Here is an 11,571-nt window from a genome sequence, read left to right on the forward strand (position 1 = left end):
GCTACCCGGCCGCCAGGCGGGCAGGGATCGGCCGGTCAGCGGTTCGCAACCGACCATGTCGGGGCTTGCGGTACCGGGCGGTGGCTACCCGACGCCGAAGCGCCTACGTCGCCCCGACCCGGTCCGGTGCCGGCTAACGGTAGAACGGGTAGCCCGGGTACACGTACCCGACGCCCCAGAACGGGGGGTAACCGTAGTAGCCGTACAGCTCCTCGTAGTACTTGTCCTGTGACACGAGCTCCGGATCGTAGGGCGGGGCACCGGCTACCCGCTCACTCGACTCGTTGATGTGCACGACGTCGTCGGTGATCCGGACGATCGCGTCGACCGGGACGAACGACGGGGTGGCCCCGAAACCGAGGATGCCGCCGTGCTCGACCCGCAGCAGCCGGACCTTGTGTTCGGCCTCGTCGATCAGCAGGTCGTCGACCTTGCCGATGTCCTTGCCGGCCGCGTCGCACACCTTCCGGCCACGAATGTCCTCGGCCGGATCGGCCACCATCTCGTGGGCGTCGCTCATCCTGACCAGCTTCGACAACCCCTCGGTCATGATGCCCCCTTCGCTCGCCGGTTGCCTCACCCTTTCCGGGTTACCACTTCGACCGGCCGGCAAACCCGATGGACGGCGGCGGTCACAGCAGCAGGGCGCTCGGATCGGCGTCCATGGTGTGTAGGAGATGAGCGGCCTCGTGTGCGCCGGGGCAGGAAGCGGCGGAGAACGCCCGGGCCAGCGCGATCATCTCGGCGGCGGGTAGCAGGGTGCCCTCCCGGTTGCGCAGCGGCAGCCGGACGGTGCCGTCCGGGCCGCTGACGGTGAGCACCGGGGTGCCGGGGGCACCGCCGCTGTTCGGGTCCGCATCAGTGGTCGCGGGGGAGCCGGGCGAGATTGTCACGGTCTCGGCCGTACGCAGGTCGACGGTGCGGGTGGCGAGTCCGCGTACGGTGAGCTGGGTGCCGGACAGCCACGCCCCGGTCCGGGCGACCCGGGCGATCGGCAGGCCGATACCGGCCGACGCAGCGAGGGCGAGCCCGGTGCCGAGCAGCATCGGCAGGGTCGGCTCGTCTCCGCCGCCCGAGACCACCAGCCCGAGCAGGCTGCCGAGGCAGCACCCGGCGGTGACCAGCCCGACGCCCAGTACCGACAGCACCGCGAGCCGGGTCGGCCGGCTGGTTGGGTATCCGATGGACAGTTCGAGTCTGCCGTGCCCGTGATCCATGGCGGAGATCGTGCCATTGTCGATCAAGGTCGGCGACGGCGGTGCTGGCGACCGGTCACGACGGCGGTGGCGGTGGCCGACGGGACGGTGATGGGGAGGGATCCCGCCGGCCACCGGGATCACCCGCGCGAGGCGTGGGCGTACCAGCGTAGCCGATGTCCGCCAGTGTCGGGATCGGCCGGTGCGTGCACCGTCCTCGTTGGTCGGCGTGGTGGAGGTGGCCGATCGGGGCGCCGCCGCCGGAATCCGGACGACCTCCGGAGCGTCGACGAAGACGAATCCGCAGCTATTTCGGGTTTTCAAACTTTCGGTGCGGTTTCACCGGCGCGTTGAGCATTGCACCACTGTGGGTGCCCTGGCAGACTCGATCTGCGTCCGCCGATGGCGGTCAATCGATGGTGTCCCAGGGTGAGGAGTCCGCGATGGCGAGAAGCCGTGGCACGCGCTGGGAGATCACCGACGGCGTCGAGCTGAATGATGCTCGGGTCGCCGCTCCCAATACGTCGCCGGGTGGCTATCCGTCACCCCTGGCCGGCCTGCTCTTCTGTGCAACTTGCGAACGGCAAATGATTCCGATGGCCAGGCTCAACGGCTGGGTGTACGGCGCCCCGTGCGGCTGCCGGCTGAGCCCGGTGGACGCGCTCACCGTCGAACGTCTCGTGTTCAACGCCGTGGCGGCTCATCATCCGGACCTGTTGGCCGGCACCGCCGTCGGGGACCTTTCCTCGGCGTTCCGGGAGGTGCTGTCCGAGGTCCGGATCGGTGGTGCCGCCGACGAGTTGGAATTCATCTGGTCCACGTGACCAATGTCCGCCAAGTGCTCTCCCCGACCTGGATCTTCACGTTAGGAAAAACGTTGTCCGGATCGCCTGCGGTGCTCTGGATGGCGACGCGTTCCCCCAGTGGCGCGTCCGATGATTCCGGCTGGACTGATATATATGACATACAATGCTGAGAACGTGGAAGTTCCGGAGCTGCCACCGGGTACGGTGCTTCGCTTCGCCGTCTCCGAATGGCGGTACGGGCGAGGTCCCGTGCCCGGCGAGCCCTTCGATCTGCTGATCACCTACGTCCGGACCAGGTCCGCCCGCAGCTACGGCGGGCAGTGGGTGTGGGCCGACGGCCACCACGTCGACTGTCGACCCGACCATCCACCTTGCCAACAGGCGCTGGTCAGCGTCGCCGCGGTGCGGCGGGCCGCCGTCGGCGGACGCGCCAGCGTCCAGCCGCCGCCCGCCGAGCAGGTGGTGGTCAACGGTGCCGCTGCTCGCCGATGAGTTCTTTCTGCTAGCCCATCACGACGTCACCGGGCGCGCCCGGCTGCACCCCCGGGCGGTCGGGCTCGGCCTGGCCAGCGCGGTCCTCGCCGAGCTGGTCACCGCGCAGGCCGTCGTCGTCGACGCCGGTCACGTCTGGGTGGTCGATCCGGCGGCGCCGGCCGACGCGCTCGGTCGTTCCGCGCTGCGGCTGCTGCTCGACGAGCCGGAGCACACCAGCGTACGGGTCTGGCTGACCGTACTGTCGGAGCGTGCCCCGGACCACGTCGCCCAGCGGCTGACCGCCGCCGGTGTCGTCCGACCCGAGCAGGTCCGCCGGCTGATGCGCACCCGGACGATCTACGTACCGGTCGACATCAACCTCGCGGCCTGGCCGTGGGCGCGGTTGTCGCTGCGGCTGCGCCGGATGGAACCGCTCGACGAGCCCGACCTGTTCCTTGCCGGGCTGGCCGTGGCGACCGGGCTGGACACCTACCTGCTCGACGGCGCCGAACCCGAGGTGGCCCGTCACCTCGACGTCCTGCCGCGGGCGCTGCGGCCGGCGCTGCGCGACCTGTTGGGCCAGACCGGCGCGGCGGTCGGCAACGCGGTGCTGAGCGGTCGTACCTGAGCCGGCCCGCCCAGCCAGGGCCGGCTCGACCTGTCACCGCACGATCCCCTACCGGGCAACTCACAGCTGTTTCATTCCACCCACACTTTCACCCTCTTGGAGCGTGCCGATGAACGCGACCACACCCGCTATGACCGTCCGGGCCGCCACCCACGACGACATCCCTCAGGCGGCGACGCTGCTCACCGAGGCGTTTCTGATCGCACCGGTCTCGCAGTGGCTGGTGGGGGACATCGATGCCCGGGTCACCACCTTCCGGTCGCTGTTCATCATCGAACTCGAACACGCCATCGACACCGGCGCCGACGTGTACGTGGCGGGACCGTTCACCGGGGTGGCGATCTGGTACCAGCGCGAGCAGCCGGAGTCGGCCAACCACATCACCGTCCACCAGCGTCGACTGATGCTCGCCGCCGGTATCTGGCAGCACCGCGTCGCCGCCCTGCACTGTGTCCTAAGCGGACATCGGCCGGATCGGCCGCACCGGTATCTCGCGTACCTCGGCGTCACACCCTGGCTGCAGGGCCGGGGCGTGGGCACCGCCCTGCTGACCCACCAGCACCGGCTGCTCGACGCGTCGGCCACCCCGGCGTACCTGGAGGCCACCACGCCGCGCAACCGTGGCCTCTACCTTCGGCACGGGTACGTCGCCGACGAACCGGTCCAGCTGCCGGACGGCCCGCCGATCTGGCCGATGTGGCGCGCGCCGGCTCAGGGCGACCAGCTGTCCGGCCGCGACGGTGACCAGCCATCCGGCCGCGACGGTGACCAGAGTCAGGACCGTTGACCCGGGCCTACGTGACCATCGACTCTCACGAAATCATCGGATCCGCCGGGAACCAACGGGCGTCGGCAGCCGACCAACGCGTCAGAACCCGTCGAGCGGCACCCTCGGCGGCCCGATGATCGAGAGGTAACCCGTCAATGCACTCCACCCTTCGTCGCGTCGCCCGAGCCGGTGCCGTCGCCGCTATCGCCGGCGGCGCCGTGCTGCTCGCCAGCTCCCCGGCGGCGGCGCATGTCACCGTCACCCCCACCGTCACCACCGCCGATTCCTACACCGTGCTGACGGTGTCGGTGCCGCACGGCTGCGACGGCTCGGCCACCACCAAGGTGGCCATTCAGATCCCCGACCTGATCAACTCGGTGACCCCCACCATCAACCAGGGCTGGACGGTCGAGAAGGTGATGGCCACCCTCGACCCGCCGGTCACCGACAGCCACGGCAACGAGCTCACCGAGCGAGTCGCGGAGATCGTCTACACCGCCAAGACCCCACTGCCCGAAGGCCACCGCGACGTGTTCGAGCTGTCCCTGCGATTGCCCGACGCGGCCGGTGAGACCCTGATCTTCCCCGCCATTCAGACCTGCGAGCAGGGCGAGACCGCCTGGGCTCAGGTGCCGGCGGACGGCCAGGACAGCCACGAGTTGGACTACCCGGCACCGTCGTTCGTCATCACCGCCGCCGACGCCGACGGCACTGCCGCCGGTGACGAGCCCGCCGACGACGCCGAGCCGACCGAACTCACCACCGCCGGTTCCACCACCAGCGACGGCGGCTCCGTCGTCGGCTGGATCGGCCTGATCCTCGGCCTGCTCGGTTTCACCGCCGGCGGCCTGGCGCTGCAGCGCACCCGGAAGACCACATAGGCGTGCGGTCGCCGCACCGGGTACGGCGAGCAGCGCGGCTCGCCGTACCCGGACTGTTGTTCGGAAGCCTGCTCGGTCTGCTGCTCGTGCTCGCCGGCGCCGGTCCGGCCGCCGCGCACGCCACGCTGCTGGCCAACGATCCGGCGGACGGCGCGCTGCTCGCTGAGGCGCCGCCGTCGGTCACCCTGACCTTCGACGAGCCGGTCCAGGTCCGCACCGAGGGCGTGCAGGTCCTCGACGCCGCCGGGTCCACCGTCGACGTCACCGCCAGGTCGGTGGACAGCACCGTGGTCGTCGACCTGCCGACTGGCCTGGCCGACGGCACGTACGTGGTCAGCTGGCGGGTGATCTCCGCGGACAGCCACCCGGTTGCCGGCGGGTTCAGCTTCGCGATCGGCGCACCCACCGCCGGCAGCGTCGCGATCCCGGTCACCGAGCCTGACCTCGCCCTGCGGGTGCTCCGCCCGGTCACCGAGGCGCTGCTGTACGTCGGCGTGCTCGGCGGCACCGGGCTGGCCGTGTTCGGCCTGTCGTTTTTGCCGATCCCGGCGCGTCGACGACAGCTGCCCACAGTGGTGAGGCTCGGGGTCGTCGCCCTCGTCGCGGTGGCGGTGATGCCGCCGGTCACCACCGCCTGGCAGGACGCGGCCGACATCGGCGCGTTGGCCGACCCGGCGACCTGGCGGACCGGCTACCTGTCCGACCTCGGCCTGGCCGCCGCGCTCACCGCCGCCGGCGTACTCGCGGTCCTGGTCGGAGCCCGGCTGGACAGCGGCGGCGCCGGGACGGCCCGCCGCCCGGCCGGTGTCGCGGTGTTCGCCGGGGCCGGGTTGGCGCTCGGCGCGTTGGCGCTGGTCGGACACACCCGCAGCTTCGGCCCGGTCTGGCTGACCCTGGGCAGCGACCTGCTGCACCTGGTCACCGCCGCGGTGTGGCTCGGCGGCATCCTCGGTCTGGTGCACCTGCTGTCCCGCCGTTTCGACACCACGTCGGCCGTGCAGCGGGCCGGCGTCGTGGCCGCGTTCTCCCAGACCGCCGCGTTCCTGGTCGCCCTGCTGGCGGTGGCCGGAGTCCTGCTCGGCTGGCGGATCGTCGGATCCTGGTCGGGGTTGTTCGGCACCACGTACGGGCTGGTGCTGCTCGGCAAGGTCGCGGCGGTGGGGGTGCTCGTCGGCATCGCCGGCTGGAACCGGTACCTGCTGGTGCCGCGTACCCGCCGACCTGACACCGAGGCCGCCGCCCTGCGTTCACTGCGCCGCACCGTCCGGGCGGAGGCGGTGCTGCTGGTCGGGGTGCTCGCCGTCACCGGTGTGCTGGTCACCCGGGACCCGACGGACCGGGCCTCCGAGACCGACACCGCCGCCACCGGTTCGGCCGACGGCCGTACCAGCGCCGTCGAGCAGGCCGTCGTCGCGGACGCCGCGCTCGGCGACGGACGGGTGCAGATCCGGATCACCCCCGGAGCCACCGGGATCAACGCGCTGGAGTTGGCGCTGTTCGACGCCGCCGGGCAGCCGTTGGAGCCGGTCGCGCCGCCGGCGGTGACCGTGACGCTGCCCGAGGTCGGGGTCGGGCCGCTGGACCGCCGGCTCGCCCAGACGGGCCCCGGTCGCTACGAGGCGGTCGCCGACTTCCCGATGCCCGGCAGCTGGGAGGTCACCGTCAACGCACGTACCTCCCGGTTCGACAGCCCGATCGCGACCATCCCAGTGGAGATCCGATGAGCCTGGTGGGGAGCCGATGAACAGGTTCCGACGACGTGCCACGGCGCTGCTCGGCGCGGCACTGCTGGGGCTGCTCGGTGCGGTGCTACTGGGGCTGGCACCGGCGGCGCTGGTGACGCTCTGGTCGGCGGCGCCGGCGGCGGCCCACACCCAGTTGGCCGGCGCGGCCCCGAATGGTGCCGGTGCCACCACGTTGACCTTCACTTTCGACCACGGCTGCGACAACGCGGACACCAACGAGCTGGTGGTCGAGATGCCGGCCGGGGCGATCGCCGGTTCGACGACCGGACAGCCGCCCGGGTGGGCTGCCGAGGTCACCCCCGGCCGGGTCAGCTGGACCGGGCCGGCGATCGACGCCGAGCAGATCGCCGCCGGGGTCGCCGAGTTCTCGGTGCTGGTCCGGTTGACCGGGACGGTCGGGCAGACCTTCTGGTTCCCGGCGGTGCAGCGGTGCGTTGACGGCGACAGCTACGAGTGGTCGGACACCGGGCCGGGTGCGGAACGGCCCGCCCCGTCGCTGATCGCGACCAACGCGGTGCTCGCGCCGGCACCACCGGCGGCTCCGGCCGATCAGCCGGCCGGCGGTGGCGGTGCCAGCGTCGCGCAGGCGCTGGTCGCGGTGGGACTGCTGGTGGTCGGTGCCGGTCTGGTCGGCTACCGACTGAGCGGACGGTGACGGTCGGAGCCTCATCGTGGCCAGTGGCCGCGGTTGATCGGCACCCGGTGCAGGGTGCGGCAGGGAAGCTCGGCACCACACCGGCAGGTCCGCCGCCACCGGCGCCATGACCACTGCGGGCGGTGCCGGCGGGCCAGTGTCGCCGCGACGGCGAAGAGGTACTCGTCGTACGAGACCATGTCCCTCCCTTCACGACAGTCCTTCACGGCAGTGCGAGCGCAACGGGGGACCGCCGAGCGGAGCCACGGGTGCGACCCGAAAGCCGGGGTGCGGTGCCGGGGGCTCTCCACTGACACCCGGCACCGCACCCCGTACTCATGACGGTACGAGACCGCATGCGGATTCTGCGTAACGAGCGGTTACGTCGGGTGATCCTCTGGTGAGAGTGGATCGATTCCCATCCGTACCGCGAGTTGCCGCAGCTCGTCGGAGCCGCCACGGGGCGACGAGTCCCGCACGATGTGCGCGATGATCTCCCGTACGGTGGCCCGGCTGCGGGTCTCGTGCGGGGCGATCGCCTCGGCCCGCAGAAACGCCCGTACCGCCTCTTCGTTGCGCTTGGCGGCGTGGAACCCGCGCCCGGCGTCCATGTGCAACCTGGCCCGGCGCTGCGGGGTCCGCAGCGCGCTCTGGTCCACTTTGCGGGCGAGTTCCGGGGCGCGGCCCGGCTCGCCGTTCTCCAGCACCACCCCGACCCGCCACACCGCGACGTTCGCCGAGGTGAACTCCATCCGCCACGGATCACCTGCGGTACGTCGGGCGACGTCCTCGGCCTCGGCGACGTGGGTTTCGGCGACGTCGTGCTGACTGAGGCTGGCGGCCGACAGTGCGGCGTGCAGGTGCAGCATGCCGTACCAGGCGCGGCCTTCGTCCGTACCGGTGTGAAGTTGCATTCGTTCGGCGGCGTCGCAGGCCAACGTCCAGGACCGCTTGCGCAGCCCGGTGGCCAGGACCGCCTGGGCCAGCGCGTAGTCGGCGGCGGCGACGCAGGCCGGGTCGTCGGCGAGCTGCGCCGCCCGGACGGCGCGCTCGGCGAGCCGCATCGCCAGGTCGACGTGGCCCTGTGGTTTGAGCGCCAGCGACCCGGTGACCAGGGCCTGCACCGCGATCCGCAGTGCGACCGGGTCTTCGTCGGCGTTGGCGGTGGTGCGGATCTCGGCGATCAACCGGGGCAGCAGGATGCCGAGGGTCGGGTTGTCGCAGGCCATCCGGGCCCGCATCGCCCGGTCGGCCTCGGCGGCGAGCAGCGCCGCCGGGCGGGCGGCGGCCGGCTCGTCGTCGTCCATCGCCTTGCGGATCGCCGGTACGGCGGCGTAGAGCGCCAGGTCGTTGCGGGACCGGGGCAGGTACGGCTGCGCGGTGAGGTCCATCGTAGAGACCCCGAGCGCGGTGGCGAGCGCGATGAGCATGGACCGCTTGGTCACCGCGCGCTTGCCGTTCTCGATCATGGAAACGTACTCGCGGCTTACCCCGATCTCAGCGGCGAGCTGTTGCTGCGTCATGCCGGCGATGTCACGCCACCGCGCGACCCGCAGGCCGATGTAATCCTCCGGCATGGGGGACCTCCCATGCCGACGGTACGGTCGAAACGGCGTGACGTCGACCAATGTAACTGCTTGTTACGCCTGTCCCGCCTTTTGGTGTACCCGGGGGGGCATGTCATCCGTTCGCCAGCACCGCGTTGGCCTGTGCGACGAACTCCTCGGCCGCCTGCCGGGGTGTCGCCGCGCCGCCCTGTACGCTCTCCGCCGCCGTGACCAACAGCGTCCGGACCGTGGTGTGGCCGGGCGGCGGGGGTACCGGCGCTGGACCGAACAGATCGGACATCTGCTGCTCGAACGCGACCGACGCCTGCATCTTCTTGTCGGCGAGCGTCGCCTGCACCGTCTCACGGACCTCCAGGTTGGAGCTGAGGCCACGCTCGGTGCCCAGGATCCGGCCAGCCTGCGGGTCGTTGACCAGGAAGTCGATCACGTCCACCACCTCCCGCTGGTGCCGGGTGCCCCGGAATCCCGCCCAGTACATCGACGCCCGCGCCCACTGGCCCTGCGGGTCGCCGGGATAGGCGACCACACCGAGGTCGGCGGTGGTGTGCTTTTGCAGCTCAGCCAGCTGATTGGACCACATGAACGACGTCGCCGCGTCGCCGGTGGCGACCAGTTGCTGGGTGACGTCGCCGCTGTTCGCCGCCTTGATCAGCTCGACGCTCGGCGTGGCGTTCGCGTCGCGGGCCTGTTGCCACAGCTCGAACCAGGCTTCGAGGTCGTCGACGCCGAAGCCCAGCTGCCGGCCCTGGTACAGCTCCAGGTCGCTGGTGCGCAGCCACAGCCAGAGCGCCTTGTAATCGGCCGACGGGTCCATCGTGCCGGCCACCTCGCCGTCGGTGAGCGCGGTGATCTGACTGGCCCAGTCGATCAGCTCCGGGTAGGTCATCCCGATCGTCGGCTCGGCGACACCGAGCTCGGCCAGCAGAGTCTTGTCGTACACCATCGCCGGGGTGTTCGCGGCGGCGGCGACCGCCACGGTCCGCCCGCCGACCTGTCCGTACTGGACCAGGCTGTTGGGGAAGCCGGAAAGGTCGAGCTCGCCGCTGTCGACGTAGGGGGTGAGATCGAGCACGACGTTACGTTCGGCGTACTCGGTCAGGTAGTTGTCGTCGATCTGGAACAGGTCCGGCGTGTTGCCGGCGGCGGCCTGGGTGGCCAGCTTGTCGTAGTAGCCGCTGTAGCCCTGCCAGGTGACCCTGAAGGTGATCCCCGGATTGCGGGCGGCGTAGACGTCGAGCGCCTGCTGGGTCAGCTCGGCCCGGCGCTCCGCGCCCCACCAGAAGACGGAGAGTTCGACCGGCCCGTCCTCGACCGGCTCGCCGGTGTCGTCGGTAGCGCAGGCGCCGAGTCCGATGGCGACCGCCAGTAGGACAGTGAGTGTTCGGGCAACAGCTCCGCGTGTCGATACGACGGATGGTGACACGGGTTTCTCCTGATCAGGGCTGGGCTGGCCGGTCTGCGGCCCGATCATTTACACAAGCGACCCGGTCGGGTGTCAACGGGCCGTCCGGCTGGAGAACGTTTTCTGGGCTGGTCGGTCCAGGCAGTGTCCGACGTCGTGATGTACTTGCCGGCGTGGAGCTGCTGCACTCGGGCAAGGTCAGGGACGTGTACGCCGACGGCGACGACCTGATCCTGGTCGCCTCCGACCGGATCAGCGTCTACGACGTGGTGCTGCCCACGCCGATCCCGGACAAGGGCAAACTGCTCACCGCGCTGTCGCTGTGGTGGTTCGAGCAGCTCGCCGACCTGGTGCCGCACCACGTCGTCTCCGCCACTGACGTACCGGCCGAGTTCGCCGGCCGGGCCATCCGCTGCTGCCGCCTGGACATGGTGCCCGTCGAGTGCATCGCCCGCGGCTACCTCACCGGCCTCGGCCTAAAGGAGTACGAGAAGTCGGGGTCGGTCTCCGGCGTCGCGCTGCCCGCCGGCCTGGTCGAGGCGTCGAAGCTGCCCGAGCCGATCTTCACCCCGACCACCAAGGCGGCCGTCGGCGAGCACGACGAGTTCATCACGTACGCCGACGTCGTCACGCAGGTCGGCGCGGAGACCGCCGGGCGGCTGCGGCAGATCACCCTGGACGTCTACCGGCGGGGCGCGGCGCTGGCCGCCGAACGCGGCCTGATCGTCGCCGACACCAAGATCGAGCTCGGTTGGGCACCCGACGGCACCCTGGTCCTCGCCGACGAGGTGCTGACCAGCGACTCGTCCCGGTTCTGGCCGGCCGACGCGTACCAGCCGGGCCGCCCGCAATTCTCCTTCGACAAGCAGTACGTGCGGGACTGGGCCGCCGGCACCGGCTGGGACAAGCGCCCGCCGGCCCCCGAGGTGCCGGCCGAGATCGTCGAGGTGACCCGGGCCCGCTACGTCGAGGTCTACGAACGGATCACCGGCCGCACCTGGTGAGCGGTGGCGACCTCGATCAGACGGATCGAGGGCAGGCCGCTCAGCTCTTGGTCGCCTGGGCAGCCTCGTCGATGTCCATCAATAGTTGGTTCCAGCTCGCCAACTTGGAAACGGGACCGAATCTGTCGAGACGTTCGAGCAGTTGTCGTCGGTGCTGCGGGAAGCGCTTGCGCAGGTTTTCCCGCCGCCGCCCGGTCACCTCGGCTGCCCGAAGGAGGCACCGCTGCAGGATCTCCTTGGGGTCGGCGCGGTTCTCGACCTCGTGCGGCCGGGGGAGTTGAAGATCCATCCTCCCGCGCGGATTGCCGGCGACCTGGCGAATGAGTGCCTCATCGAGGAGGAGTCAGGCTTCTGTCATCCGTACCGGGACAACCGGTATCACTGTGCTTCCGGCGGCGACAGTTGATGCCGCGCCAGCGATCTCCCGGCGTCGCGCGTCGGCCCCGATGCTGTCGGCGTCGCGG

The 11,571-nt window shown here is 70.9% G+C and carries 14 protein-coding genes; 8 read left to right on the plus strand and 6 right to left on the minus strand.

Annotated features, from left to right (window positions below; all coding sequences use genetic code 11):
- Positions 1-133: 133 nt before the first annotated feature.
- Together ACN27J_RS28655 and ACN27J_RS28660 are read right to left on the minus strand one after the other, a co-directional pair.
- Complete coding sequence (locus ACN27J_RS28655; RefSeq protein WP_421371005.1) at positions 134-550, minus strand: PRC-barrel domain-containing protein; 417 nt, start codon at positions 548-550, stop codon at positions 134-136.
- A gap of 82 nt (positions 551-632) precedes the next feature.
- On the minus strand, positions 633-1,217 hold the full coding sequence (locus ACN27J_RS28660) for a hypothetical protein (protein ID WP_421371007.1): 585 nt from the start codon (positions 1,215-1,217) through the stop codon (positions 633-635).
- 422 nt (positions 1,218-1,639) lie between these two features.
- Between ACN27J_RS28660 and ACN27J_RS28665 the strand changes: the two genes are divergently transcribed.
- From ACN27J_RS28665 to ACN27J_RS28695, 7 genes are all read left to right on the plus strand, one after another.
- A complete protein-coding gene (locus ACN27J_RS28665) occupies positions 1,640-2,020 on the plus strand; it encodes a hypothetical protein (protein WP_278167245.1) in 381 nt (126 codons plus the stop codon).
- A 156-nt stretch (positions 2,021-2,176) separates the two neighbouring features.
- Positions 2,177-2,494 carry a hypothetical protein gene (locus ACN27J_RS28670; RefSeq protein WP_421371010.1) on the plus strand — a complete coding sequence of 106 codons (318 nt, stop codon included), beginning with the start codon at positions 2,177-2,179 and terminating at the stop codon, positions 2,492-2,494.
- Positions 2,475-3,104: a GOLPH3/VPS74 family protein gene (locus ACN27J_RS28675; protein ID WP_421371012.1), complete on the plus strand. Its 630-nt coding sequence runs from the start codon at positions 2,475-2,477 to the stop codon at positions 3,102-3,104. Before ACN27J_RS28670 ends, ACN27J_RS28675 begins: the two co-directional genes overlap by 20 nt.
- Before the next feature lie 109 nt (positions 3,105-3,213).
- Complete coding sequence (locus tag ACN27J_RS28680) at positions 3,214-3,891, plus strand: GNAT family N-acetyltransferase (protein ID WP_421371014.1); 678 nt, start codon at positions 3,214-3,216, stop codon at positions 3,889-3,891.
- A 137-nt stretch (positions 3,892-4,028) separates the two neighbouring features.
- Complete coding sequence (locus ACN27J_RS28685) at positions 4,029-4,754, plus strand: YcnI family protein (protein ID WP_278167249.1); 726 nt, start codon at positions 4,029-4,031, stop codon at positions 4,752-4,754.
- A 2-nt stretch (positions 4,755-4,756) separates the two neighbouring features.
- Positions 4,757-6,478 (plus strand): copper resistance protein CopC, encoded by a 1,722-nt coding sequence (locus ACN27J_RS28690; protein ID WP_421371016.1) that lies wholly within the window; start codon positions 4,757-4,759, stop codon positions 6,476-6,478.
- A 16-nt stretch (positions 6,479-6,494) separates the two neighbouring features.
- Complete coding sequence (locus tag ACN27J_RS28695) at positions 6,495-7,154, plus strand: DUF1775 domain-containing protein (RefSeq protein ID WP_421371019.1); 660 nt, start codon at positions 6,495-6,497, stop codon at positions 7,152-7,154.
- Between the two features lie 11 nt (positions 7,155-7,165).
- On the opposite strand, the gene ACN27J_RS28700 is transcribed toward ACN27J_RS28695, so the two are convergent.
- From ACN27J_RS28700 to ACN27J_RS28710, 3 genes are all read right to left on the minus strand, one after another.
- Complete coding sequence (locus tag ACN27J_RS28700; protein WP_199757933.1) at positions 7,166-7,333, minus strand: hypothetical protein; 168 nt, start codon at positions 7,331-7,333, stop codon at positions 7,166-7,168.
- A gap of 180 nt (positions 7,334-7,513) precedes the next feature.
- Positions 7,514-8,710: a helix-turn-helix domain-containing protein gene (locus ACN27J_RS28705; protein ID WP_278167252.1), complete on the minus strand. Its 1,197-nt coding sequence runs from the start codon at positions 8,708-8,710 to the stop codon at positions 7,514-7,516.
- A 103-nt stretch (positions 8,711-8,813) separates the two neighbouring features.
- Positions 8,814-10,124 carry an ABC transporter substrate-binding protein gene (locus ACN27J_RS28710; protein ID WP_421371020.1) on the minus strand — a complete coding sequence of 437 codons (1,311 nt, stop codon included), beginning with the start codon at positions 10,122-10,124 and terminating at the stop codon, positions 8,814-8,816.
- 152 nt (positions 10,125-10,276) lie between these two features.
- Between ACN27J_RS28710 and ACN27J_RS28715 the strand changes: the two genes are divergently transcribed.
- On the plus strand, positions 10,277-11,107 hold the full coding sequence (locus tag ACN27J_RS28715) for a phosphoribosylaminoimidazolesuccinocarboxamide synthase (RefSeq protein WP_421371022.1): 831 nt from the start codon (positions 10,277-10,279) through the stop codon (positions 11,105-11,107).
- A 40-nt stretch (positions 11,108-11,147) separates the two neighbouring features.
- Here ACN27J_RS28715 and ACN27J_RS28720 read toward each other — a convergent pair whose 3' ends face one another.
- Entirely contained in the window at positions 11,148-11,396 is a 249-nt protein-coding gene (locus ACN27J_RS28720; protein WP_421371024.1) for a hypothetical protein, read from the minus strand.
- Between the last annotated feature and the right edge of the window lie 175 nt (positions 11,397-11,571).

This window comes from Solwaraspora sp. WMMB762, from assembly GCF_049179115.1.
GTDB lineage: Bacteria > Actinomycetota > Actinomycetes > Mycobacteriales > Micromonosporaceae > Micromonospora_E.